20 protein-coding genes and 1 pseudogene are annotated in these 25,987 nt (G+C 65.2%); 10 read left to right on the top strand and 11 right to left on the bottom strand.

Translation table 11 applies throughout. From position 1 onward, the window contains the following. Positions 1-95 precede the first annotated feature (95 nt). Entirely contained in the window at positions 96-2,768 is a 2,673-nt protein-coding gene (locus BKG60_RS04205) for an MMPL family transporter (RefSeq protein WP_242663668.1), read from the bottom strand. A 282-nt stretch (positions 2,769-3,050) separates the two neighbouring features. Beyond that, entirely contained in the window at positions 3,051-3,236 is a 186-nt protein-coding gene (locus BKG60_RS31670; protein ID WP_131827500.1) for a hypothetical protein, read from the bottom strand. Positions 3,237-3,489: 253 nt separating this feature from the next. Here BKG60_RS31670 and BKG60_RS04200 point away from each other — a divergent pair, with 253 nt between their 5' ends. From BKG60_RS04200 to BKG60_RS04190, 3 genes are all read left to right on the top strand, one after another. Next, the gene (locus tag BKG60_RS04200) at positions 3,490-4,599 is read left to right on the top strand and encodes a ParB/RepB/Spo0J family partition protein (RefSeq protein ID WP_070946997.1); all 1,110 of its coding nucleotides are present in this window, start codon (positions 3,490-3,492) and stop codon (positions 4,597-4,599) included. Between the two features lie 160 nt (positions 4,600-4,759). After that, positions 4,760-5,314 (top strand): hypothetical protein, encoded by a 555-nt coding sequence (locus tag BKG60_RS04195; RefSeq protein WP_070946998.1) that lies wholly within the window; start codon positions 4,760-4,762, stop codon positions 5,312-5,314. A 165-nt stretch (positions 5,315-5,479) separates the two neighbouring features. Continuing rightward, a complete protein-coding gene (locus BKG60_RS04190) occupies positions 5,480-7,264 on the top strand; it encodes an IS1634 family transposase (protein ID WP_242663666.1) in 1,785 nt (594 codons plus the stop codon). A gap of 80 nt (positions 7,265-7,344) precedes the next feature. Here the strand turns inward: BKG60_RS04190 and BKG60_RS04185 are convergent, their stop codons facing one another. Beyond that, positions 7,345-8,283 carry a polyprenyl synthetase family protein gene (locus BKG60_RS04185; RefSeq protein WP_341350324.1) on the bottom strand — a complete coding sequence of 313 codons (939 nt, stop codon included), beginning with the start codon at positions 8,281-8,283 and terminating at the stop codon, positions 7,345-7,347. Between the two features lie 314 nt (positions 8,284-8,597). On the opposite strand from BKG60_RS04185, the gene BKG60_RS04180 reads away from it, so the two are divergent. The 5 genes from BKG60_RS04180 to BKG60_RS04160 all read left to right on the top strand — a co-directional run bounded on the left by BKG60_RS04180 (position 8,598) and on the right by BKG60_RS04160 (position 15,462). Next, a complete protein-coding gene (locus BKG60_RS04180; protein WP_165617863.1) occupies positions 8,598-9,272 on the top strand; it encodes an LppX_LprAFG lipoprotein in 675 nt (224 codons plus the stop codon). Between the two features lie 287 nt (positions 9,273-9,559). After that, entirely contained in the window at positions 9,560-10,783 is a 1,224-nt protein-coding gene (locus BKG60_RS04175; RefSeq protein WP_070947000.1) for an aminotransferase class III-fold pyridoxal phosphate-dependent enzyme, read from the top strand. Between the two features lie 2 nt (positions 10,784-10,785). Beyond that, a complete protein-coding gene (locus tag BKG60_RS04170) occupies positions 10,786-12,219 on the top strand; it encodes an aspartate aminotransferase family protein (RefSeq protein ID WP_070947001.1) in 1,434 nt (477 codons plus the stop codon). 160 nt (positions 12,220-12,379) lie between these two features. Next, on the top strand, positions 12,380-12,976 hold the full coding sequence (locus BKG60_RS04165; RefSeq protein WP_242671570.1) for an ABC transporter ATP-binding protein: 597 nt from the start codon (positions 12,380-12,382) through the stop codon (positions 12,974-12,976). 26 nt (positions 12,977-13,002) lie between these two features. Then, positions 13,003-15,462, top strand: a complete 2,460-nt coding sequence (locus tag BKG60_RS04160) for an ABC transporter permease (RefSeq protein WP_131823452.1) — start codon at positions 13,003-13,005, stop codon at positions 15,460-15,462. Positions 15,463-15,591: 129 nt separating this feature from the next. Here BKG60_RS04160 and BKG60_RS04155 read toward each other — a convergent pair whose 3' ends face one another. Beyond that, positions 15,592-16,278: a class I SAM-dependent methyltransferase gene (locus BKG60_RS04155; protein ID WP_070947003.1), complete on the bottom strand. Its 687-nt coding sequence runs from the start codon at positions 16,276-16,278 to the stop codon at positions 15,592-15,594. 362 nt (positions 16,279-16,640) lie between these two features. Between BKG60_RS04155 and BKG60_RS32320 the strand changes: the two are divergent. Further along, positions 16,641-16,889 (top strand): annotated as a pseudogene (locus BKG60_RS32320) (HNH endonuclease); the annotation flags it as partial. An 8-nt stretch (positions 16,890-16,897) separates the two neighbouring features. Here the strand turns inward: BKG60_RS32320 and BKG60_RS04145 are convergent. Continuing rightward, on the bottom strand, positions 16,898-17,539 hold the full coding sequence (locus tag BKG60_RS04145) for a Dabb family protein (protein WP_070947014.1): 642 nt from the start codon (positions 17,537-17,539) through the stop codon (positions 16,898-16,900). A gap of 439 nt (positions 17,540-17,978) precedes the next feature. Between BKG60_RS04145 and BKG60_RS04140 the strand changes: the two genes are divergently transcribed. Beyond that, on the top strand, positions 17,979-19,184 hold the full coding sequence (locus tag BKG60_RS04140; RefSeq protein WP_083339436.1) for an NADH:flavin oxidoreductase: 1,206 nt from the start codon (positions 17,979-17,981) through the stop codon (positions 19,182-19,184). Here the strand turns inward: BKG60_RS04140 and BKG60_RS04135 are convergent. From BKG60_RS04135 to BKG60_RS04110, 6 genes are all read right to left on the bottom strand, one after another. Next, positions 19,161-20,084, bottom strand: a complete 924-nt coding sequence (locus BKG60_RS04135; RefSeq protein ID WP_070947005.1) for an alpha/beta hydrolase — start codon at positions 20,082-20,084, stop codon at positions 19,161-19,163. The two genes, BKG60_RS04140 and BKG60_RS04135, sit on opposite strands and share 24 nt — an antisense overlap. Further along, on the bottom strand, positions 20,081-20,920 hold the full coding sequence (locus tag BKG60_RS04130; protein WP_070947015.1) for an IclR family transcriptional regulator: 840 nt from the start codon (positions 20,918-20,920) through the stop codon (positions 20,081-20,083). The genes BKG60_RS04135 and BKG60_RS04130 overlap by 4 nt, the downstream gene beginning before the upstream one ends. Positions 20,921-21,111: 191 nt before the next feature. Continuing rightward, the gene (locus BKG60_RS04125) at positions 21,112-22,578 is read right to left on the bottom strand and encodes an FAD-dependent oxidoreductase (protein WP_070947006.1); all 1,467 of its coding nucleotides are present in this window, start codon (positions 22,576-22,578) and stop codon (positions 21,112-21,114) included. After that, on the bottom strand, positions 22,575-23,483 hold the full coding sequence (gene bphC, locus BKG60_RS04120; RefSeq protein WP_070947007.1) for a biphenyl-2,3-diol 1,2-dioxygenase: 909 nt from the start codon (positions 23,481-23,483) through the stop codon (positions 22,575-22,577). Before bphC ends, BKG60_RS04125 begins: the two co-directional genes overlap by 4 nt. 13 nt (positions 23,484-23,496) lie before the next feature. Continuing rightward, positions 23,497-24,678, bottom strand: a complete 1,182-nt coding sequence (locus BKG60_RS04115) for an acyl-CoA dehydrogenase family protein (RefSeq protein ID WP_070947008.1) — start codon at positions 24,676-24,678, stop codon at positions 23,497-23,499. 98 nt (positions 24,679-24,776) lie between these two features. Then, positions 24,777-25,841 carry a ferredoxin--NADP reductase gene (locus BKG60_RS04110; RefSeq protein WP_070947009.1) on the bottom strand — a complete coding sequence of 355 codons (1,065 nt, stop codon included), beginning with the start codon at positions 25,839-25,841 and terminating at the stop codon, positions 24,777-24,779. Between the last annotated feature and the right edge of the window lie 146 nt (positions 25,842-25,987).

Here is a 25,987-nt window from a genome sequence, read left to right as displayed (position 1 = left end):
CTCTGGTGAGCTTGGTGCCCAGCTCGCGTTGGCTCAAGGCATGGGCGGACGACGCCCGTGCGGTGCCATCTACCAGATATGCCGGGTCAGGCCCTTCAAGGGCATTGTTCACCGCCCTTCGAGGGCAGCGTTGGTCTGCGTCGGATCGGTTTCCCATCGTCGGGTGTCTGCCGGGAAAGCTGGCCATTCACCAGCATGACACGCTCCGCTCGACGTGATTCTGCGCATTCAGAGGCGAGGGACCGCAGCAACCAAGCGCGCGAGAGCAAAGCGCCTATCGTCACAATCAGCGCGACCAGCGCGCCGACCTGTCCCAGCGCCGACTGATGTATCAAGGTGGCTATGCCGGTGACCCCAGTCCAGACGATCGCAGCGCCCACCAGCGGTGTTCCCCCAGCGTGGAACGCCACCGTGGGGCCGCGGGCACGCCGCCTGGCAAGGGCGTGAGCTGCCACCCCCGCGGCGTCGAAGGCGACCACTGCCATTCCTATGCCGGCACCCAACGCACACCCCGGCCAGCTGACGGCCGTGTCCAATAGTCCCGCACTCAGCACCACGTGCAATCCAAGTCCTGTCACGGCGCTGAGCATCGCGGCAGTAGCAACCCACGCGCCTGCCCGAACACTGCGCAGGCACAATCCGCTCATGACCATCGCCGCCAGAGCCGAGATGCCGGCGGAATACCAGACACCGGCCGCCCATGCGTGCTGCGTTCCCGCGCCGGCTACCGCCACGCTACTTTCCTGCAGCGGACCGAATTTGGTGGCGGCGGCAACTGCGGCCGGGATTGCCGCGACGATATCAGCGTGGGTCTCGGCGTCGCCGGTGACGATGAAGCTGGCAGACCGGCCGTCGCTGGAGAAGAAGGTATCGCGCACGTGTGCATAGGGTTTGGCGTTGATCTGCTCTTGAGATAGGTAGAAGCCACCTGCGTCGCCGGTGCTCAGGTCGGTGGTCATCAGGTTCAGAAATGCCGTCATCTTCGTCATTTGCGGCAAGCGCTCGGTTGCTGTGGTGGACAACCCTTTGGTCAGGTCTCCCAGTTGGGTGAGCGAGGCCCGCATCTGGGCGATGGCCACACGCGAGGTGCTGATAACCCCACCGCTGGAGCTGGCCGCATCGGAGATCTCACCGCTACTCGCCCGTAGTCGGGTGGTGTCGGCAATGACTGCGTCGACCGGTTCGATGATCTGCTCACCCAGCGCGCAGAGCGGATCCGCGGCGCAGTCGGGGAAGGAAGCGATCCACGTGCGAAGCGGTTCGGCATGCCTGGACAATTGTCCGATGGTCTGGGTCAGTCCGGTGATGCTGGCATGCACCGAGTCCATTGAGCCGGTCACCGTAGGCAGGTGGTTGGCGGAGGCGTCCACGGAGCGCTCAAGCTGATCGATCGAGGCGATCATCTGGCTTATCAGGTCCGGCAGTCCGGCCGCCGAGGTGATTACCGGTGAGGCTGCCAGTCCGCCGGACTGAACGTGTCGGTTCAATTCACCAACTTGGTGCGCGACGGTCGCATCCGCCCAAGGTTGTCCGCCGGGCCAACTCGCCGACTGCACGCTGCGCACGCCAGGGATGCCCGACACCTGCCGGGTGATCTTGTCCACCGCGAGCAGTCCGACTGGGTTCCGCAGGTCACGGCTTCCAGTGATGACGACGGTGATCGGTCGCGTTTTCGTCGAGGCGGAATCGCGTGACGTCGAGGAGATAACGCGGAGATCATCGGTGGTCGTGGGATGGGATCCCAGCAGGGCAGCGATCGCGACTGCGAGAAGTATCGTGCCGGCAGCCAACGTCACGTTCGCGCGGCGGTAGGCGATGGTGCGCAATCTCAGTACCGCTGTAGCTGCGCGGAGGTGGATCGTCGACGATCGACCTCCATTGCCGGCAGTTAGAGGCGCGACAGTCATGACTACCATCGCGCAGACGGTAATGCTGAGGCCGGCCCAGAGCGCCAATGCGTTGCCAGCCGGAAATGCCATGAGCCCGAACGCGATCAATGTGGCCGATGCGGCCCCAGCCGCACCGACCAGGGTGAGGGCAGCAACCAGGTACGGACCGCGTCCGGCCTGGCCTCCGCCGCGACCGACGCCGTTGCGCAGCAGTTGGATGCCGCCAAAAGCGGTACCGATGGTGAGTGCTGTTACCAGGGCGGCCGGCGCTGCGGCAACGCCGGGGAAGAGCAAGGCGCACAACGGCACCGCGACCGCCAGGGCGAGCGCGCCGCTAAGCACCGCGGCGACGATTTTCCGGACCGGTGCGGCCGCCAGCAAGGCCAGCGCCGCGAAGCCGAGGATCACCGCCAGTAGCAGCCACCCGGCGATGCGCCGGTCCTCGTTGTGGCCGGCCTGTGCGTCGGCGGCTGGACCAGCCCACGTCAGCTGTACCCCGGAGGGCGTTGATACCTGGGCGGCGGCGGACTGAGCAGCTGCCAGAGTTTGAAGCCCGCGCACGCTTCCCAGTTCGCCGTCGAGCCAGATCGGCAGGTATGCGGTCCGTCGGTCGCTGCTCTGGGCCGCTGGTGCCGTGAGTGGGTCAGCCGACATATTCAGGACAGCCGTTACCCCGGGTTCACGGCTCAAACGCTGTTGAACGTCGTCGAGGTAGCTCAGCACGTCGTCAGCGGAGACCGCACGCGCCCTGGTCAACACCAAGCTGACGGTGTTGTCGGTGCCCGGCCCAGAAACCACCGCGTGCTGGTGCGAGGCGAGGGCCGACAAGTTCGCCGGTAGGCAGCCGAGAAAGACGCTAAAACTGTTGGGCGCCAGCATGTTCAGGATGAGAGCGAGAACCACCCAAATTGACACCGGGACCAACCGGAGGGCGGCTCGTGATGACCGCGCGGCTGAGTCCTCCACCGGTCGACTACACACGACGGATCTGCAGAATGTCAACCAGACACAATCGATCGGTCCGAATGGCTGACCCCTCCCGCATTTCAGTTATTGACAACGGTCTGCAGGACGGTTCGCAATCTGTTCCGGGCGGCTCGGTACGCATTTAATCGATCCGAGCATTCGCGAATTCGCGACGACGCACTAAGCGTATACGTTTTATTCGCTGTTGGCCGCAGGCTGGGCCGCACCGCCAAGGCGCGACGTGTCCGCCGCAGTGGCCAGTTCGTCGTTGTCGTGCCTCTTCTCGACGCGGCCACCTGCCGGAATCACCTCGAAATCCCCTGGGGCATATGTGCAGGCGACGATCGCTTCCGGCATCAGTCGCGCCGGGGATCGGAACACGGCTCTCGCCTGGGTCTGCGCCCGCGTCCACGGAGAACAGTCACACCCTTCGCCACGATGATCGTGATGCCTTAAGGTAGCGCCGTCACAGGGCACTCTCTCAGCGGACGCCGGTAAATTGACACTCATATCAATACATTAGGTAAGTATTGCCAGACTAGCCTGCATGAGATAAGTGTAAATGTGGTGTCGTGCCTGTCTCCAGCGGCGTGCACGCGCCGCATCGGGGAGGACACTGCAACAAGGGGGAGCAGTGACGGCTGCAGAAGATGTCGCGGCGCAGCGTGCGTGGCGTCCGACAGACCGCACCGCGGCGGCCAGGCCGGCGTCACCGGTCGTCTCCGAGATGCGGCATCGGCTCACCACCGCCAAGACGGCCGATCTGGCATCACAATCCGTGACGATCAATCGTCTGGTGCACGGCGATTCACTGCGCAGCGGCGGCATCGATGAGGCCCACGTGCGACGCCTGAACGAAGTCGAAGGCCCTCTGCCGCCGATCCTGGTGCATCGCGCGACCCTGCGGATCATCGACGGATTCCACCGCGTGTACGCCGCGCGCCTTCGCGGTGCGAACGAGATCGACGTGTGCTTCCTCGACGATTCTCTCGACGCGGCCTTCGTGGTCGCAGTGGAGAGCAACGTCAAACACGGACTACCTCTATCCCTCGCCGATCGCAAGCGGGCGGCCAGCCACATCCTATCCACGTATCCGCACTGGTCAGACCGTGTGATCGCGACATCGGCAGGGCTGTCTACGAAGACCGTCGCGGCGCTCCGCACGGCCGACGACGCCGATTCGCCGCCACGCCACCGGCTCGGCCGCGACGGTCGGGTACGGCCGGTCAGTGCCGCTACCGGTCGCCAACTCGCCGCCGAACTGATTGCCGCGAACCCTGCGGCCTCCCTACGTGACATCGCCGAGCAAGCCGGCATCTCACCGGGAACGGTGCGTGACGTCCGCTTACGACTACAGCGCGGCGACGATCCCGTACCTTCCCGGGAGAAGGCCGCACCCCCCGCGCACAAGGCGCCGTCTTCGGGCTCACCGCAGACCAACCGCCCCAAGGCCGCCGACGTCAACGCGGTGCTGGCAACGTTGACGCGCGACCCGGCGTTGCGGATGAATGCCCGTGGCCGGGAGTTGCTGCGGTGGCTGCACAGCCACGCGGTCAGCGGTGTCGACGGCGATCGGATCCGGGACTTGGCGCCGCATCACAGCATCGAGCACCTCATCGAATTCGCGACGCGGTCCGCGGCGAACTGGGCGTACATCGCCGCTTACCTCGCCGAATATCGCGGGATGCCGACCGAGGATGAGGACATCGCCGGCCAATGCCTTGTTGACGAGCAGTGCGGCTGAGCGCCGGTCGGCAGTAACGAGTCGAGAACCTGGAGTATCCCAAGGGTTACCGAACGCGGCCGCTGATGAGTCTGCACCCCGGTACGGCTGGGAAGAAATCGGGTATTGAGGTCGGGCAACACTCTGGGGCACAGCGTATCGACGGTGCTACCGTCGCCCTGTGCCCGACCACCTGATCACCCTCGCCACCGCCCTACTGGTGCTGTCGACGGTCACCGGTGGGATTGATGTGGTGCTGGTGCATCTGGTGCTGTTGCGGTTGCACGCGTCCGACACCACCTTCTACGAACACCAACTGCACACCCTGCACGCGGCCTTCGCGGTGGCATCGGTCTTTCTGTTGTTCTTCTTCAATTTCGGCGGAATCCTGTTGTGGCTCACCGTGGCCCTCGTCGTGGTGTGGTTCGGGGTCGAGGTGCTCGACATGTTCGCCGAGAAGAACAGCCGCGCCGCCGCCGGCGGACTGCCGAGCTACGAGTACGTGCTGCACATCCTGACGTCAGGCCTGCGCTTTGCCTTCGTTGCACTGGTCTTGGCCGCCAAGCCGCTCGTTGCGTGGAACCCCGGCACCTCGGTGCTGCTTCACCCCCCGATGCCACCATGGGTCCGCCTCGTTGCGGCCGCGGTGACTCTCGGGGGGATCGGCGTGGTGGCGCTTCACATCTGGTTGATGCAGCCACGCTTCCGCACAAGACCCGTTAGCGCGCCGGCCTAGCTTTCGGCAGTCGCCGCTGTGATCTAGTCCGAAGTTACGACGGTCTTCGTGGGGGGTTTGTGTAGCTGACCTGGCGAATTGGTGGGAGCGCGGTGTTGTTTGTGTAGCCACGAATTTGGCGTGTTGTTTCGGTGAAATGCGTTGAGATCGTCGTATCATTCTGGTATGGCGGCCTACAGAGGTGCGATGCATGTAGCCCGGAACAAGCGGAATTATGTGGCGAAGTCGGGAGAGGAACGCGTCTACGAGACGGTCCTGTTGCGGCGCTCCTTCCGCGATGGCGACAAGGTTCGTCACGAGACCCTGGCCAACCTGTCGAAGCTGCCGCCGCAGGTCATCGCCACGATCGAGGCGACAGTGAAGGGGCAGTCACTGGTGCCGGCCGGCAGCGAGTTCGCCATCGCCCGGTCGCTGCCGCACGGGCACGCTGCCGCGGTGGCGGCCATGGCGCACAAGCTTGGGCTGGCCGCACTGCTGGGCCCGGCGTGCCGGTCGCGCGATATCACCCTCGCGCTGATCATCTCCCGGGTGTTGCGACCGAAATCGAAGCTCTCGACGTTGTCGTGGTGGCCCGACACCACCCTCGGTGTGGACCTGGGCGTCGCCGACGCGTCCACCGACGAGATCTACGCCGCGATGGACTGGCTTGCCGATCGGCAGGACAGGATCGAAAAGAAGCTCACGGCACGGCATTTGGACGAGTCGGTGAATCCGGGACGGATGGCGTTGTTCGACCTGCCCAGTGCGTGGGTGACCGGGCATTGCTGCCCGCTGGCCGCGCGCGGCTACTCCCGCGACGGCAAGAAGGGCTGCGAGCAGATCGAGTACGGGCTGCTCACCGACCCTGCCGGGCGGCCGGTGGCGGTACGGGTATTCCCCGGCAACACCGGCGACCCGACCGCGTTCACCGAGATCGTGACCGTGATCCGCGACAAGTTCGGCATCGAGAAACTGGTGCTGGTCGGTGATCGCGGCATGATCACCGGTGCCCGCATCGACGCGCTGCGCGAACTCAACGATGATCCCGACACCGCCACCGATTTCGGCTGGATCACCGCACTGCGCGCCCCCGCGATCGCCAAACTCGCCGCCGAGAACGGACCGCTGCAGATGAGCCTGTTCGATACCCAGAACCTCGCCGAGATCGCCCACCCCGACTACCCCGGCGAACGGTTGATCGCCTGCCGCAACCCCGCCCTGGCCGCCGAACGTGCCCGCAAACGAGCCGACATGCTGGCCGCGACCGAGAAACTGCTGGCCGGTGTCGCCAACCGGGTCACCCGCGGCACCCTGACCGGAGCCGGCCGCATCGGTGAAGCAGTCGGCAAAGTCATCGGTAAACACAAGATGGGCAAGCACTTTCACCGCACCATCACCCACGACTCGTTCACCTACACCCGCAACACCGACAGCATCGACGCCGAAGCCCGCCTCGACGGCCTCTACGTGATCCGCACCAGCGTCGCGGCCGACACCCTCGAGCCCGCCGACATCGTCGCCGACTACAAAAACCTCGCCAACGTCGAACGCGACTTCCGCATCATCAAAGCCGACGACCTCGACCTGCGGCCCATCCACCACCGACTCGAAGACCGCGTCAAAGCCCACGTACTGATCTGCATGCTCGCCTGCTACCTGATCTGGCACCTGCGCAAAGCTTGGGCACCAATGACATTCACCGACGAACACCCACCCCACCGGGACAACCCCGTCGCCCCCGCACAACGCTCCACCCAAGCCCACGCCAAGGCATCAACCAAACACGACACCGAACACAACCCTGTGCGCAGCTTCACAGGCCTGCTCGACCACCTCGCCACCCTCACCCGTGACCGCATCCGCTACCACAACACCAACATCGAAATCGACAAGCTCACCGACCCCACCCCCGACCAACGCCGCGCCTTCGACCTCCTCGACAGCCCCATCCCCCTCACCATCACCGCGTAGCCACCAACAACCACCCCGAAACCAGATGAATCCCCAGGTCAACCCAGGAATTCACCCATTTCAGCAGCCGTAACTTCGGCCTAGTACAGCGACCCATCGGCGGCCACCAGACGGTCCACCAATGCGGCCATCGCGCGGCGCTCTGGGGTGTCGGCGAATACGGAGAGGCTCTCCTGTGCCCGCGCGGCGTAGCGACGGAGTGTCTGCTGAGCCATCGCAATTCCGGACGAGGATCCGACCAGCTGCCGGGCTTCGGCCCATGACTCTTCAGTCAGCCGAAGGGCGAGTACCCGCCGCAGCCGATCGGATCGAAAACCTCGCTCACGCAAGGCATACGCGACAGGCAGAGAGTGCGCACCCACGCGCAGGTCGGCGGACGTGATGGGGTTCGTTCCGACAGATTCAGTGCTGATCGCCCGAATGTCCTGAGCAATCTGATAAACAAGCCCCACCAGGCGCCCCAGCTGGCGGAGTCGCTCGACGTGTCGCTGGCCGCCGCCAGAGACAGTCGCGCCGAATTGTCCCGCCGCCGCGATCAGGCACGCGGTCTTCTCATCGGCGATCCGCAGGTAGTGCTCGATGACATCGCCGTCGCTGCCAGGACTGCACCTCTGACGCATCTGGCCGGTGGTCATCCGCGCGAACGTATCGGCGATCACCCGCACCGCGTCGGGACCCAGTCGAGCGACCAGCCGCGAGGCGGTCGCGAAGAGGTAATCACCGGCCAGTATTGCAATGTTGTTGTGCCACCGGGCGGTAGCCCAGTCGGTGCCGCGATGGATGGCGCTATCGTCCAACACGCCGTGGTGGTTAAGCGTGGCCAGATGAACCAACTCGATCACCGATCCGGCGACGCTCACCTGCTGTGCTTCCGGATATGGCCCCAGCTGAGCGGCGAGCACAGTGAACAGCGGGCGGAATCGGCTTGCAGCGGATCCAGTTCGCTGCGAGACCACCTCGCGAAGCACGGCATCGGCGGCGATCAGTTCGGTCCCTATTAGCTCTTCGATCTGGAGCATGCTGTGCTGGACCCGTGCCGAGACCGTCTCATCACCGAAGCCCGCGTTGGCTACAGATGTCGGTGCCCCCATAGGGAACAACGTATCTGTTTGGCTGTGGCGAGCAACATTGACAGCGCCCCGACACGCGGCGCCGGTGCGCTTCCTGCCCGGATGGTGTGCAAGTGCGGACATATTGGCAGTTGCACACCCTTGTCGAGGTGTTTTCCGACCACACGGCCCCTTTGCGTAGGAACCGCGGGCTGGCCGAGGCGACGGCGCGTAGCCACCGGTCGGTATGGTCACCGGTCATGAGCCGTCGGGGAGCAATCGCGGTGCTCGCCGCGGTAGTCGTCGTGACCTTGCCTGCCGTCGCGGGATGTTCGTCTGACGACGCCGCTCCCACACCGGTAACGACCGAAAGCGCCGATCCAGAGGCGCAGAATCTGCTCGGCGCCGGCGCGAACGCGACGAAAACGTTGGCCAGCGCTCACGTCGGTATCGCCCTCGAGGGGCAGTTCGACCGCCTCGGGCAGGCGACGGCTGTCGACGGCGATGCACAGGCCAGCCCACTGGTAGTGAACGGCACCGTCACCTACCAAAACGGTGAAACGGCACCGCTTGTCATCGCGAATGACACCGTCTCGGTCAAGCAGGGCGGCGTATGGAACGACGTTGGTGCCACCTCTGCGTTGATACCGCCTGCGATCATCGACGCGCGGCAGGGTCTGCCCCATCTGCTGAACGGCGCGCAATCCGCCCAAGTCGCTGGATCCGAATCGATCGACGGTGTCGACACCACCAAGGTGACCGCGACGATCCCCGCCGATGAGGCCGCTGGCCTGGTGCCTGAGGCGACTGGCCCCGCCGACTTGACAGTATGGATCCGCAAGGCTGGCGACCCGGTTCTGGTGCGTGCGCTCATCAAGCTCAGCGCCAGCCAGTCCATGACAGTCACGCTGTCGAAGTGGAACGTTCCGGTCAAGGTTTCGCCAGCCCTCGCACCGTAACGGCGCATTGTTATGCAACGCTTTTCGCCGTTCGACGCGGGCCGTGTCTGCACATTCGGACGTGCGGTAAATGCACCGGACGCTCTGGGGCAACTGTTCAATTGGGGTTCGTTCGCCAGTAACAGCGGAGTGTGGTGTTATGAACGACGCCGCTCGGACGCCGCCGGTTCTGATTTACGACGGTGTCGCGGCAACGTCGGGTGGCCCGATGTAATCCATTGTGTGTCAGGCTGTTTAGTGCTTGCCGCTGGCGGCGTGACGGTCCGCGGCGGGAGGGAGTTTTTGGGGTGACGGCGAAGGCCAAGATGGCCAATGGGAACGCGTTTGCCGGGAAGTACACGGGCGCGCAGTCGGAAGTGATCGCCGGGTCGGGCGCCACGCTGGCCCTAGCGGACGGCACGACACTGCTGGATTTCTCCTCATCGTTGTTCGGGTACGGTCACCAAGCCGTCCTCACATCGGTGGCTGCCCAGATGAACGTGTTGCCGCAGTCGACCCGGATGTTTCTGAACCACCCGCTGGCCAACCTCGTCACTCGCCTTGCGGAGGTCCTGCCTGGCGATCTGAGTGTGACCTATCCGTGTAACTCGGCGGGGGAGGCGGTCGAAGGTGCGCTGAAACTCGCACTGGGCCACCAACGCCGCTCCGGACGGTCCACTTTCGTTGCCGCCAGCGGATCCGACCACGGCCATACCGCTGGGGCAGCCGCCGTGTCCTCGGTCCGCAGCGTGGCGGATCTTGAGACGGGCGCCCCGTTCCGGACCCGGTTCGTCCGTTTCGGGGATCTGGCGGCGCTGCACCGCGCGGCCAGTGATCATCGACCCGCGGGCATCGTCGTCGAACCGATCGCGACCGGACAGGGTCTGGCAATACCCGGCGTCGAATACCTGACCGGTGTCCGTGAGGTCTGCGAACGGGTCGGAGCGCTGTTGATCGTCAACGAGACCGCCACCGGTCTCGGCGCCACTGGGAATCTGCTGGCATGCGATCGCTCCGATGTCGTGCCCGACATCGTCATTCTGGGGAGTGCCCTCGGCGGCGGTGTCCTGCCCGTGGGGGCGTATGTCACTACCGAAGCCATCAACGATCGGGTGTACGGACACTGCGGCCCGTGGATGCACGGCAGCGCCACGGGTGGAAACCCCCTGGCATGCGCCTCGGCCGTGGCGGCGCTCGACGTTATCATTCGAGACGATGTGGCCCGCCAATGCGCGGCACACGGTGCGACGATCGCGGCTCGGCTCGTTGCGCTGGCCGATCGTTTTCCCGACCTGATCCTCGACAGCGCAGGTGCGGGTCACCTGGCCGCCGTTCACTGGCGCAGTGCGGCAATCGCCGCGACGGTCAGCGCGGTGGCGCGTCGCGAGGGACTCTTGTTGCATTCCGGCCGGTTCGCTACGTCGTGGACTGGTCTGCGCGCGCCGCTGATTGCCACCACCGGCGAGATCGACGCGGGTTTGGAGATTCTGGAAGAAGCCGCCGAGCATACGCGGCAGAAGGCGGCCAGTTGATCGTGACCGAAGCCAGAACCATCCGGTCCAACCTGCTCGAGGCCTACCGGCGGCACTACAACAAACCGCTGGCAGCGATGTTCGACGCCGGGAAGTGCCCCGTCGAAGCGGGTGCTGTCGGGCACCACATCATCGATGAGATGGGGCGGCGCTATCTGGACTTCTCTGCCGGATACGGGGTGTTTGCCCTCGGCCACCTCGACGCCGACGTTCAGCACGCCGCACAGGAGCAGCTCGCGATGCTGGCCTCCGCGCCGGTCCAGTGCCGGACCGCCGCGCGCACGGATCTACTGGAGACGCTCGCTGATCTGGCACCCGGCGATCTGGACTGCCCGATCCTGACAGGCAGCGGGTCAGAATCGACTGAAGTCGCGCAACTGGTCGCTCGCCTCGCACGCCCCGGTCGCACCAAGATGATCGCCACCACGACCGGCTACCACGGTAAGACATTGGGTGCGATGACGGTTCTTGGGCAGCCCCATCTGACCGACCCGTTCATCGCGCCCCAGTCGGCGAGTACGTTCATCCCACACGGTGACCTCGGGGCTCTCCGAGCACACCTCGATGACTCCGTACTGCTCGTGTGCGTGGAGCCGGTCGTGGGTGGTGGCTATGTCACGGTGCCCCCGGACGGATACCTCACGGCGGTGCGACGGCTTTGCGACGAGACCGGTGCGCTCATGGTTGTCGACGAGGTCCAGACCGGATTCGGCCGTACCGGCACCCTATTCGGTATCCAGCGAGAAGGCGTCGTCCCCGATGTGCTGATCGTCTCGAAGGCGATGTCTGGTGGGCATGTCCCGATGTCGGCCGCCATTGTGCGCGCACCGATCTACCATGCTGCGGTGCGCAACTGTCATGGCGCGCTGCCCTTCGACACCGAGATGGGAACCTCCGCGATGGCGTGCGCGGCCGCAGCCACAGCGATCCGCAAGATCGTCGCCGAAGACCTGCCGGGCAACGCTGAACGAATGGGCGAACTGCTCATCAATGAACTGCGCCGCGTCACCGCTCGCTACCCGCAGCTGGTCTGTGGAATCGAGGGTCAGGGCCTGATGATCGGGATGCGGCTACGCAACTCATTGATCGAACAGGCACTCTGGCTGCAGATGATTCATCGCGGCGTCATGACCGGAATCTCGATGAATACCGTCGTCAAGACGCCGGCGATGCGGATCTTCCCGCCGCTGAACATCGGCGAAGCCGAAATCAGGCAGCTCATCGCCACATTGGAAGACTCGCTGGCGGTCCTGTCCCGCCACGCCACGTGGCGCTATGACTGGGCCAATTACTGCATGGTCCGCACCCAGTTTCGGCTGCCCCGACGCATCATGCGTCTCGGCGCGGACATGGTGATGCCGGCCGAGGTGGTGGCCCCGCGTCGCCGAAAATGGTGGTGGGACATCATGACCAGCCACGACGCGACCCGGTTGTGACCCGACGTAGCGCATCCGTAGCCTCATTCCCCCACGTAAGGAAACTTCAGCCATGCCAGTAACTGTCGAGTTGCAGGAAGTGGTGCGCGAGCACCGAATTGGCGATGTCACCGTCCCAGCCGTCAACGGAGTCAGTACGACGATACACAGCGGTCAGTTCGTGGCCATCGTCGGCGCCTCCGGCGCCGGCAAGAGCACGCTGCTGCATCTGATGGGCGGCCTCGACCGGCCGACGTCCGGAGTCGTCCGCGTGGACGGCACCGATCTGACGGCGCTTACCGACAAGGAGCAGGCGGCCTACCGCCGACGTAGCGTGGGATTCGTCTTTCAGTTCTTCAATCTGCTTCCCACACTGTCGGCATGGGAGAACGTCGCGATCACCCGCCTGCTCGACGGCGAGTCGTTGCGCAGCGCCAAGTCTGACGCCGTCGCGTTGCTCGACTCGGTCGGGCTGAGCCACCGCGTCGATCACCGTCCGGCGGAATTGTCCGGCGGGCAGATGCAACGGGTGGCGGTGGCCCGCTCGTTGATCATGAACCCGCGCATCGTTCTCGCCGACGAACCGACCGGCAACCTGGACTCGGCCACCGGCGAAGCTATCATCGCCCTGCTCGCCGACCTCGCCCACGGCGGTGGTGGACGAACGGTTGTCATGGTCACGCACAATCGCGATGTCGCCGACGCAACCGACCGGGTCGTCGAGATGCGCGACGGCAAGGTCGTGGCGGACGACGTCACGGAATTGATGCCGCAGTGATCGCCTCCGCGGCATCGCGTTTCCGATTGATCAATCTGCGGGAGATGTATGCCCACCGCGGCCGCACGGGGACCTCGTTGGGCGTTGTAGCGGTGGCGGCGGCGCTGTTGGTCGCCATTATCGGCATCTACGGGTCGATCACGGGATCGGTTGCCGCGGTATCGGAGGGTCTGGGTGGTGATGCCAACATCGAGGTCACCTCAGTGGCGGATTCGGGCATGTCGCAGGATCTGGTGGCCGAGTTACGCCGCCAGACTGGGGTAGCTTCCGTCGCCCCGATTGTGCGGCAGCCTGTCGGCGTGGGCGGGGACCGCATCGTGGTTCTGGGAATCGACGCGGGCATCCGAGATGTACATAGTCCCCTTGCCAATTCACTTCAGGAACAGATCGGCCACGGGCTGCCCACTGACGGCGTCATCGCCGGGCCTGGCCTCGGTGTCAAGACCGGCGACATGCTGCACCTCGGAACATGGACCGAGCGGGTTGCGGTCGTGGTCGACGGTGACGCCGCCCGCGCACTCAACGGGGGCCGCTTCGCCGTGTCCTTGATCGGTATTGCCCAACGACTCACCGACCGTCCACGGCAGATCGACTCTATCTTCGTTGTCGCCAAGCCGGGCACTGACATCGCCCAGCTACAAAGCGATCTGAGGACTGTCGTGGCGGGGCGTGCGGTGGTGGCCACGCCACAGTTCCGATCGGTGCAGACCAGCAACGCGATGGCCCTCGCCCGGTATTCGACACTGCTGGTGGGCGCGATCGCCCTGGTGGTCTCCGGGTTCCTGGTGTTCAACTCGATGAATATGACCGCAGCGCAACGACGCCCACGGATCGCCAGCCTGCTCGCGCTCGGTGGCGAACCACGGTCATTGAGTGGGGACCTTGTCATCGAGGCGGCTCTCCTCGGCGTCATCGGCGGACTCATCGGGATACCGATCGGGCTGGTCGCCGGCATGGTCGCCGTGCGGATGCTGCCGCCATTTCTCGTACAGACCATCGACGCGCATATCGACTACGTGGTGCCCCTGAGCGCACTGCCGTTGGTCCTCCTCGCGACCACCTTGACGACGGTGATCGCCTCCATCATCGCCGCGCGCAGCGTCCTGCGGACTACGCCGATCGAGGCTATGGCGGGGCGCGACATCAGCGACAGCGAGGAGCGTGATCAACCGCTACGCCGGAGCGTTGGCGTGATCGCGGTGATCTGCCTCGCGGCGGCAGCCCTGCTCGCGGTGTCCGTACATGACCAGCGCGCGATCGCGGCGGCCGCTCTGTGCGCGGCCGGCGGTCTGGCGGCGGCATACGCGCTGCAGCGGTGGCTGACTCGCGCGGCAGTGAGAGTCGCCGCCGCGATGGGTTCGTCAGGGATCCTGGCAGCGACGGTCATCAAGCGGGCCCCTCGCCGTGCATGGGCGACGGCCATGACCGTCGCTTTGGTGGTCGCCGTCGGCACCGCGACATCCGGTGCTCTCACCAACATGACCAACGCCGGGATACAGACCGTGTCCGCGCTCGGCGACACAGATGCATTCATTTCAGCGACGACAAAGGACATGATTCCCACCGGCCCACTGCTGCCGGACGATCTCGCAGCGAGAGTGGCAGCCGTTCCAGGGGTCACGACGGTTCTGCCGGTTCAGTACGCCTATGTCAACCTCGGTACTGCCCGTGTCTTGATGGAAGGCGCTGATGCCCGTTCCACCACGCCCGCCTTCCACGCCATGACTCCCGAGGTGCGCGAACAGGTTTCGCGAGGGGACGGCGTCGTGCTGTCGCGTCAACTGGCGAAGACATTCAAGCTGTCGGTGGGCGACACATTGCAGTTCCCGTCGGCTACCGGACTTCACTCCGCTCGGATATTGCAGGTCATCGACTACGTGACGCTCGATGCCGGGCTGGTAGCAATTTCGCTCGATGTGATGCAGCGGTGGTTGCGCCGCGACGGTGCCACGTATCTGGAGGTTCAGTTCGCACGTGACGCTGATACAGCCGACACGATGAGGGCCGTGCGTGAGGTCGTGCCGCCGACCCTGAGTGTGTACACCGGCCAGGAAGCGCTCGATGCCACGCGCGGGATCTTCGCCCAGATCGGTGTGCTCGCGGTGATGACGCAGTGGATCGTGGCGCTGATCGGGGCGATCGCGGTGTTGAACACGCTGATGCTCTCGGTCATGGACCGGCGCAGAGAACTCGGCGTGCTGCGTGCCCTCGGCGCCTCCCAGACTCAGACCTCCCGAGTCGTTCTGTGCGAGGCGCTCTCCCTGGGTCTGGTCGGTGGTGTGATCGGTGTGGTGTTCGGCGAGATTCTGCACTATCTGGGCACGGTGGTCCTCGGCGCGGCGACGTCGATCGTCGTGCCGTTCACGCTCAGTCTCCTGACGCCGGTGTATATCGTCACGGCATTGGTGATCTGCTTGGCGGGTGCGTACCCACCAGCGCGGCGTGCCGCCCAGTTGAACATCATCGATGCCATCTCTGATGAGTGATCCGCGGTGGTTCGGCGATCGATCGGGGGCACGGTCCGGCCAGCCGGCCGGTGGCGATGTGCCTGTCAACGGGCTACGCAGAGGTCCGCGTCGACTGCTCCGGGACGAGGCTCGGCCGTCCGCGCCATGTCAGTGCGGGACGGGGGACGATCCGGGTCGGCTCGCCTCGAAATAGGCCATCGCCCCGGCACAATCGAGGGTATCGATCCGCAGCCCGGCATCGGTGAACCACCGTCGGGCGTCGTCGGCCGTTCCACCTGGGCCGAAGGCGCCGGTCGCCCGCAGTATGCGCATGTAGATGTCCGCACGGCGGACTTCGCCGCGGACAGCGAAGTTGCCTACAAGTCGCCCTCCGGGGCGCAGGCACCGGGCTACCTCGCGCACAGCGGCCCCGGGATCCGGTAGGCAGTGCAGGCCGTTGAAGCAGACGCACAGGTCGAACTCACTGTCAGAGAAGGGCATTCGCTCGATGGAGCCTTCAACGAACTCCACCTGGCTGTCCAACGAAGCAGGGACACGACCTCGTGCCCTAGTCAACATCGCCGGAGAGATATCCATCGCCACATACCGAACACGCTGACCATCGCCCAGGTGGCGCAGTGTGATTCCCCCTCCGCACGGAACATCAAGAATCGCGGCACTATCGGGCATGTCGGCGACGAGGGTCATCATCTCGTACGCCCGCGACAAATCGGCACCCATCACCAATCGGCCGTATGGAACAGCAAGGCGCTGGTGCCCGAACACCCAGTCATAGGACGCTCCGATCGTGCGAGCGAACACTCCGTTGCGCCACACGTGGCTCACATTGAACATACGACTCACCCTAGACAGCGCTGTCACCGATCTCTGAAAGCCGACCCGTGCGGGGTCTCTTGAATGGACCCACCAGGCGAGTGCCCGGTCCGTCGACAAGGTTCAACGCACCGCATGGCGTGAGCAAGGTGGTGGTGTTCAGTTGGGCTTGGCTGCCCAGCCGCGAGCGGTGGCGCGTAGCTCGTCGACGAAATCGCGCTTGTGCTTCTGGCACCCGAGCATGCTTGTCCCAGTCAAGCTGCTCACGCCTAGCGAATGACGTGAACGTGACCGCATCGACGTTCATATGCAAAATCCTGAAACCTCACATTTCTCTGTGTCCAGCCGCATGCATCACTCGACAGCAGGTAGGTTTATGACTTGTCAGTAACCTCGTGCTCGTCTGCCCGTATCACCACCGGGCACACCATCGTGGCCTCATCGTCATCGCCGGGCCCGCTGACCATCTCGTCGTCACCGATCACACCGGAAAACGATTACCCGGCGGGTCACTGGCCCGCCCGCCGACCACACCCTTACCCGACGTCCCGTCTTACCGCGGCCCGACGGGCGAACGCGCCGACTGGTGGTGGTACACACCGTTCGAACCACCCCCACCCGCAGCCGCTTAGGCGGGAGGTCAGGAGAGCACGGGAGCGGGAAGGTCGCAGAAGCTGTGGCATACCCGATCGCGGACAATGATGTCGGTGGTCTCGGGATCGAACCAGCGGTCGACCACCGCCCAGTGGATCGGATGCATGAGGTAGGGGCCCATCAGTCCGTCGACGTCGGCGAATTCCTGTTCGAAGACATGGGTCCATTCGCTGGTGCCGACGGCCTGCCCCACCCGGCTGAGCTGCCACGCGGTGATGGTGGGGACGTATCGGGGCATCATCGACAGTTCACTCTCGAATGTTGCGACGGTCTCGGCATCCACCTCCGCGGGTACCCGCAGCAGGAGTGCACGGTACACGGTGCCACTGCCGCGGCGGAGCGGAGCTCCCTGGTAGGTCACTCCATTCACGCGCGTGATCGCCGGGTCCGCCAGTGAATCGTCGAAATCGCTCTTCTGCCAGTCATCTTCGTTTGCAAACCGCAGATGGACCAGGATATCGCCACCATTGCGTGAACCCGGCAGTGTCGGCTCTACCAACGCTCTCGACGCTCCGCTGTGTTCGGCTGCATCGCGTAGGGCGCCCAGGATGCGGTCGCGGTCGGATTCGTCGACGTCGAGCAAGCGGGTGACCCCGAGTGTGGCAGCGCCGGATGATGTGACGGGCAGGGCGGGTGAGACATCGGTGATGGCATCGGCAGCGGATGCCACTTCGCGGCTGCGTTCCACCACCACATCGGTGATGCTGTCCCACCACCGCGCAACGGCAGGGTCGGGCCGGCCCTGCCAGGTCATCTGCCACCAGGCCTGGGGGCTGGGCAGCGTCCAGGTAGCGGTGACCACGTTGGATCGGTCTTCAAACCAGACGGGCGGGCTGACCACGACGTCGCGCAGCGTCATGCCGCGATCGCGGGCACCCGGGGCATACCCGGCCAAGTAGGCGTCGATGAACTTCTGGGCGCAGCCCGGCCTGGTGACTACCCGATCGACGACGAAAACCTCAGCCATGAACCGAGATTACGATCGACCGCCTTGACGGTGGCACAGCGTTCCCGGCCATCGGGAAACCACCGTTGACGACAGGGTGTGTCGGCGCGATGGTATGGCGATGACCGATCCGTTCAGCCCGGCCCAGCTCGGGCCCGTGACGCTGCGCAACCGAGTGATCAAGGCCGCCACGTCCGAAGGCCGCTCACCCAATGGGCTGGTCACCGACGACCTCATCGATTTCCATCGCAGCTTCGCCGAGGGCGGCGTCGGAATGACCACCGTGGCTTACTGCTGTGTGTCTCCCCAGGGTGCGAGCGCACCTGGCCAGATCGTCATGGACAGCAAGGCTCTACCGGGACTGCGCCGGCTCGCTGACGCGGTACACGGTGCGGGGGCGGCTATTTCGGCGCAGCTGGGCCATGCCGGGGTGGTGGCGCAGAAAAAGCTGACCGGTGTCACCGCCGTGGCGCCGAGTAGATTCATCAACCCGACCTCTTTCGCCTATTGCCGTGAGATCACCCGCGCCGAGATCGCTCAGGTGATCGACCAGTTCGGCGAAGCCGCGCAGGTGGCTGTCGACGCCGGATTCGATGCCGTCGAACTGCATTTCGGGCATCTCTATCTACCCAGCTCGTTTCTGAGTCCGCTGATCAATCGTCGTAAGGACGAGTACGGGGGTGACATCGACAACCGATCGCGGTTCGTGCGCGAGATTGCGGCGCGGGTACGCGAGGTGGTCGGTGATCGGATCGCGGTGATCGCCAAACTCGACATGGACGACGGGCTCCCGGGCAGCATCTGGATCGACGAGGCGTTGCGGACAGCCCAACTTCTCGACACCGATGCCACCCTCGACGCCATCGAACTGACCCAGGGTTCGTCGGTGTACAAGCCGATGTACCTGTTCCGAGGCGACGTCCCGGTCAAGGAGTTCGCGAAGGTGATGCCGCCGGCATTGCGGCCGGCGGTCCGCCTGGTGGGCAAGCAGACGATGGGTGTCTATCCGTATCGAGACCTCTACATGTTGGAGGCCGCCCGGCAGTTCGTGCCGCTCATGCGCAACACCAAACTGATTCTGCTGGGCGGCATCAACGATCGCGAACACCTTGAGACAGGCATGCGGGAAGGTTTCGATTTCTTTGCCATGGGCCGGGCGTTGCTGCGTGAACCGGACCGGGTCAACACGATGATCGCCGATCCCGACTCACGCAGCCGCTGCAACCACAACAACAAGTGCATGGTGACGGTGTTCAGCCGCACCCATTGTGTGCTCGACCCTGACCAACGCTACGGCGCGGTGCTAGGGGTCGAGCAGATCACTTAGCGCCCGGCCGGCCTCTCGCCGGGCCCGGTGGGCGATGTCGAGCATCGGCATCGTCATGAAACCGTGGATGCCCCCGTCGAAGGGGCGCCGGGTCACTGGCACCCCCGCCTCCTCCAACGCGTCGGCATAGGCGATGCCTTCGTCCCGAAGGGGATCATGGCCGGCGAGAACCACGACGGCCGGCGGTAGACCACTGAGGTCACCGGTCAGCGGTGAGGCGTACGGATGGCGTCGATCGGCGGCCTGGGGAACATATTGATCCCAGTACCACTGCAGTGCCGGGCGCGGGTTGTAGAAGCCCCGGCCAAACAGCCGGTAGGAGTCGGTATCGAAATCTGCGGCGATCACCGGGTACAGCAGGAGTTGTGCCGCCAGGTCCGGCCCACCACGGTCGCGGGACATCAGGGTGGTCACCGCGGCGAGGTTGCCTCCGGCGCTGTCGCCGCCCACGACGACGCGTGACGGGTCGGCGCCGAAATCGGCTGCATGATCGACTGCCCATCGGGTGGCGGCGTAGAGGTCCTCGGCGGCGGTCGGCCAGCGGTGCTCGGGGGCCAGCCGGTAGGCGACCGAAACCACCACAGCTGGAATGAGATTGGCAAGGTTGCGGCACAGCCCGTCGTGGCTGTCGAGATCGCAGAACACGAACCCGCCGCCATGCGCGTACACCAGCAGGGGCAGCGGTTCGGAGGCCTCGGGTCGGTAGACCCTCACATCGATACGACCGTTGTCGACAGGTACCTGGTGGTCGGTAACGGAAGCCACATGCTCGGGCTGGGGGTTGGCGACGAACCGGCTGCGGATCGCGGCGCGGGCCTGCGCGCCGGTCATCGTGTGTACCGGCGGGAAGCCTGAATCCAGTGTCTCGATCAATTCCGCGATCTGTGGATCGAGCGTCATGCCGGGACCAGCGTGGCAGAGGTCCGCGGCCCGACGGGGCCACCTACGCGGAGCGGCCGGACAGGTTGCAGGGTGGGGACCACTCGATGAGGTCCATCTTCGGCATTGCGCCAGATACCCATGGCCGTCATCCGCACCGGAGCAGCCAGCCGCTGATCGAATGCCATCCGGCTCATCGGACCACACACCGACACCGCCGCGACGGCGGCGCCGGCCGGACCGATCGGTGCTGCCACACAACCGAATCCGGTGAGCGATTCCTCCCGCTCGAATGCGACGCCGTGGGCACGGACCTTTGCCAACTCGGCTTCCAGTTGCCGTTCCGTGCTGATCGAAAACCGCGTCAACCGCGAGGCCAGATTGACCTCGGCCGATGAATTGTCGGCCAGGATCGCCTTGCCCACCGCCGTACAGTGTGCGGGCTGCCGACCCCCGATACGTGTCGGAATGGCTGCCACCATCTGACCGCCGATCTTCTCCAGGTATACGACGTCGGATCCGTCGAGTACCGCCAGGTGGACGACCAGTCCGGTGGCCCTGTGCAGATCGCGAAGCAGGGGGATCGCGGCACGGTGGATGCGGTCCTGGTGCAGCGCCAGCGATCCCAGCTCGACCAGCCGCATGCCCAATTCGTAGTCGCGGCCGTCGCGGCGCAGCCACCGCAACTGCACGAGACGCTCCAGGATCCGGTGGGCCGACGATCGTGGCAGACCGGTGCGTCGCACGATCTCGGCCAGCGTCAACCGGCCGGGTCCGTCGAAGACATCGAGGACCAGGGACACCCGGTCAATGACGGCACTGGGCGTCTCGCCCGCCTTCTCGACAGCCATTGTCATGAGGACCTCCCGCTTTGGCGCCATATGCCTGAATCTCATATGACTATTAGTCATATGACTGTTTGTAGCACATGGGTGTGGGTGCTGTCACATGACTGGATAAAAGCGAGCGGCGCCATACCAAAGACCCCGCCGCGAAACGCGGCGGGGTAAAGGCGATATGAATCTGGTGATAGTGCTGTGAACAGCGGCTATGCCTTGGCTGCGGAGAGTCCGGCACGACGACCGTAAAAACTCCCGTCACCCAGTGACACGCCACTGGCATAGCCCCACGCCGCCAGGCCGGCAGTGCAGCGCCCGGCAGCGAACAGCCCGGGAATGGGGTCGCCACTGACGTGCAGCACCTCGGCGTCGAGGGTGGTGTGCAGCCCGCCGAGGGTGAAACCGCCCGTGCTCTCGCGAAGATCGATGGCGCCGACCGGGGACTTGATCGGCTTGAGCCACTGCGGCTTCTTGTGCAGCAGCGGGTCCTCGCCGCGACCCGCTGCCTCGTTGTAGGCATCGACGGTGGCTTGCAGCGAGTTCGGTGGCAGGCCGATCTCAGCCTCCAGGTCGGCGACGGTGTCGGCGACCCAAGTCGGCGGCCGCATCATCAGCTGGGGAGAGAGCGAGGCCATCGCCTCCTCCTGGGCATCGCCGTCGATGATCAGATAGGCCGTGTTGTTCTGGTGGTACAGCGTCAACTGGCCGGCTCGGCCGGGATAGGTGTCCTCGGCGACGTAGCGCTGACCACGTTCGTTGACCAGAATCCCGCGCACCAACTGCTGCGGATCGATGAACAGGGCGACCTCGGTGGCGTCCATGTGCGCCAGATCGGCACCGAGCGCCTGCGCCATCCGGATGGCCTGCCCGTCGTGCTGTTCGATCGAGGCGGCCGGGCGCCCGGCGATGCGCGGGGCGTACCTGGCGACCATGGCGTCGTTATAGGCAAAACTGCCGGTGGCCAGCACAACTCCACGTCGGGCCCGGATATCCAGCACGGTGCCGTAGCGCCGGGTCCGAATGCCGGCGACGCGGCCGTCGGACTCGATGATCAGCGACTGCACCCGCACGTCATAGAGCGAGCGCGCTCCGACCGCGGTCGCAGTGTCGACGAGGCTTTTCATCAGCATGAAACCCGCGCTGGACTCGCCCTGCTTCTTGTTCTGCATCTGCGGCAGGTGCCCGCGCGGGGCAGGTGTGGCGATGGTGTTGAACGGATACGAGTTCTCGCCACCGCTGTACATGAGTCCCTGGTCGCCCATCGGCTCCCAGCCGGGTTCGCCGAAGAACTCGGATTTGAACGGCACCCCGCAACCCACGAGCCAGTCGAAGTGCGCGACGCTGCCCTCGCAGTAATCCGCGATGCGCGCGGCATCTGCGCCGGGCCCCATCGCCGCATTGAGGAATGCTGCCATGTTGTCGACGGAATCTTCGAACCCGCAGGCCTTTTGGATCTCGGTCCCACCGCCGAGGTAGATGAAGCCACCTGCCATCGAGGCGGCTCCGCCCCATGAGCCGGTGCGTTCGAGTACCAGTACGTCCGCGCCCGCGCGTGCCGCCTCGACCGCTGCGGCGGCGCCGGCCACGCCATAACCGGCGATCACCACGTCGGCCTCGTCGGCCCACTCGGTGACCGCGTTGACCGGGATCGGCAGGATGTCGTCGATTCGCGTCACGGTTGCATGGCCTTCGGTAGATCGGTGACCCACTGGTGTCCCCAGTAGCTGTCGGCGGTGATTTCCTCTGCCGTGTAGTAGGTTTCGTCGACCCGCATGCCCTCGGTGCCGAATTCGATGTCCCAGTCGCCCGGAGCGCGCACATAGAACGACACCATCTTGTCGTTGGTGTGCCGACCCAGCGTCGACGACAGTTGGAAGCCTTCGGCGTTGACGCGATCCAGTGCCTGGCCGACCGCATCGAGGGTGTCGACCTCGACCATGAGGTGGATCAACCCGGGGTCGCGCAGCGTTTGTGCGGGACAGATCGCCAGGCTGTGATGGCGCTCGTTGACACCCATGAAGCGGACCCGCACCGGTCCGAACTCCGGCGGCACCGGGACGCGGAACGCTCCACGAGACCTGAAACCCAGTACCTCGGTGTAGAACTCGAACAAGCCGTTGACATCGAGCGCGGGCAACACCACATGCCCGAGCCCCTGATCGCCGGTGACGAACTTCGCGCCGAACGGCGTGACCACCGGGGAGTGGTCGAGGACCGGGCCGTGAAAAACTTCCAGCGCCGTGCCGGCGGGATCCTCGAACGCGATGGCCTCCTCGACCCGCCGGGCATCGGTCTCTTCGAGTGAAAGCTGCTTGAACGGCACACCGGCGGCATCGAGCGCTGCTTTCACCCGCTCCAGGTCGGCGTGGTCGCGGACCTCCCACCCGACGGTGAGGATCTTGTCGACATCGCTGGGCACGACGATGATGCGGGCGGCGCGCTCATCCATCCGCAGGTACAACGCGGACTCGTCGGGCCCGGTACCGGTGGCAAAGCCGAGCACGTTGAACGCAAAGTGCCGCCAGCGCTCGATATCGGAGGCCGCGACGGTGACGTAGCCAAGACTCTTGATCAGTCCCATATGAGCTGTCCTCTCAGATCATCGCCCGCAGGGGGCCCTGCGGGTCCACGCCCAGCGAACTCAGGGCCGACGCGTGATAGACCGTGCTCGGAACGTGAATCGCGTGGGCCTGGCCGACATGCACATCGCGCCAATACCGTTGCAGCGGTTTGTCCATCCGGGCGGCGTTGCCACCGCAGCGGGCGAAGATCTCGTCGACCGCCGACACCGCGCGCCACACCGCCCGCACCTGGGTGCGCCGGCCCGCGGCCCGGTCTTCGAACGACACTTCCTTGCCCGAGTCGACGATGTCGTAGATGCGGTCGGCATTGGCCAGCAACTCCTGGCGAGCCGCGTTGATGTCCGCGGCGGCCTCACCGATCGCGTACATGACGTAGGGGTCGTCCTTGATCGCCACTCCGCTGGAGTTGACCCGCTCGCGCTGGTAATCGAGGGCGGCGGCCAGCGCGCCCTCGGCGATGCCGATGGTCGCCGAGCTGATGCCGAGGGGGAACATCGTCGACCACGGCATCAGGTACAGCGTTTCGGTCATCCCGGCTTCGCGCTGGGCGGTGCCGTCCATGACTTTCATCGCGTCCATCGTCCGGTAGGACGGTACGAACGCATCCTTGACGATGACGTCCTTGGAGCCGGTTCCGCGCAGTCCCACCACATTCCACGAGTCCTCTACGATCTCGTAGTCCTTGCGCGGCAGGATCATGTGCAGCATCTGCGGCGGCATCAGTGGCTTTCCTTCGGCGTCACCGAGCATCGCGCCAAGGAAGATCCAGTCGCAGTGATCGGTACCCGAGCTGAACTGCCAGCGCCCGTTGAAGATGTAGCCGCCCTCGACGGGCGTGGCCACCCCCTGCGGTGCGTAGGGAGATGCGACCCAGGTGTCGACGTCGTCGGCCCAGATCTCGGCGGCGACCTTCGGGTCGGCGTAGGCGAGCTGGTACGGGTGCACGCCCACCACGCCGTTGATCCATCCGGCCGAGGGGTCCAGCGCCGCGGTGGCCATCACGGTCTCGGCGAATTCGCGCGGATGGACCTCCAAGCCGCCATGAGCCTTGGGTTGCAACAGGCGGATGTTTCCCGACGCCTTCATCATCTTGACGGTCTCGTCGGTGAGCTTGCCGATCTTCTCGGCTTCGGCGCCCTGGTGGCGCAGCTGGTCGGCGAGGTCGCGCACCCGGTCGATTACGCGCTCAGTCATGGTTCGGTCCTATCGTCGAGGGCTGTACTGATGGTGTACCGCTTTGATCCGGGCGGCGGGGGCCAATCCCGGTCAGTGGAAATGTGGGGACGGACGGCTCAGAACTCGACGTGGACGTCGTCGGAGACCGGACGTGCCTGGCAGCCGAGGATCACCCCATCGGCGATATCCTCGGGTTCGAGAATGTCGCAGGCGGCCATGTCCACCTCGCCGCGAACCACCGTGGCCGCGCAAGATCCGCACTGTCCCTCCTTGCAGGAATACGGAACGTCGACACCCGAGCGGATCAACACGTCGACCAACGTCGCCTGGCGTGGCCACCTCAGCCGGTGACTGGTGCCGTCCAGATCGACCTGAAGGTCGGCGGCGTCATCTTCGTCGGAAACTGTTGCCGGTGCGGTGGTGTCATCGGCGAACGGGTCACCGGACAGCGACTGGAACACCTCGAGGTGAATCCGGTCCCGCTCGACACCGGCCTCGAGAAGAGTCTCCTTGATGACCGCCATGAACGGGGCTGGCCCGCAGACGAAGGCCTCGAATCCCGTGGACCCGGCGAAAACGGTGTGGGCGAATCCGCTCAGCTGGGCGTGGGTCGGCAGGCCCTGAATCGACTCCAACCAGTGCAGCACCGTCAGCCGGCCTGCGTAGCGGGCGGCGAGTTCGCGTAGTTCGCCGGCGAAGATCACCGAGCGTTCGTCGCGGTTGGCGTAGCACAGGACCACCCGCCCGGTGCCGGCCGACAACACCGACTTCAAGATCGACATCACCGGAGTGATTCCGCTGCCCGCTGCCCACAGCAGAAAGTCGGTGTCGAGGCTTGCCGGGGTGAACAACCCCGAAGGCGGCAGTACCTCGAGGGTGTCGCCGACATCGACGTTGTCGCACAACCAATTCGAACCGTAGCCGTCGGCGGTGCGCTTGACCGTCACCTTGGGGGCGGGATCGCTGTGCGGTGAGCTGGCGAGGGAGTAGCACCGGGCCACCGATCCGGTCAGCTCGCTTGGCACCCGTAGCGTCAGGAATTGTCCGGGTCGATACGAAAATCGCTCCTGCTGGTCCTGCGGCACGGTGAAAACCAGAGAACGAGCGTCGGGGCTTTCATCGATGACATCGGCCACCGTGACAACGACGCTCCGTCTGGTCTGGAGGCTCGGGTCGGTCATGGGCCGAAATTCTCGCCGATGCAGCCGATGAGGCAATCCGCCGATTCCGGTGGTCGGGACGTCAGGTCTTGCGGTCCGGTGACCGGGAACTGTGGCGGTCGCGCGCGTGATCGGCGCCTACCGTTCGCCCTGTGAGCAGTGGATCG

The organism is Mycobacterium syngnathidarum (genome assembly GCF_001942625.1).
Classification (GTDB): Bacteria; Actinomycetota; Actinomycetes; order Mycobacteriales; family Mycobacteriaceae; genus Mycobacterium; species Mycobacterium syngnathidarum.
The sequence above is the reverse complement of the archived record's forward strand: the minus strand, read 5'-3'. Positions and strand labels throughout refer to the sequence as shown.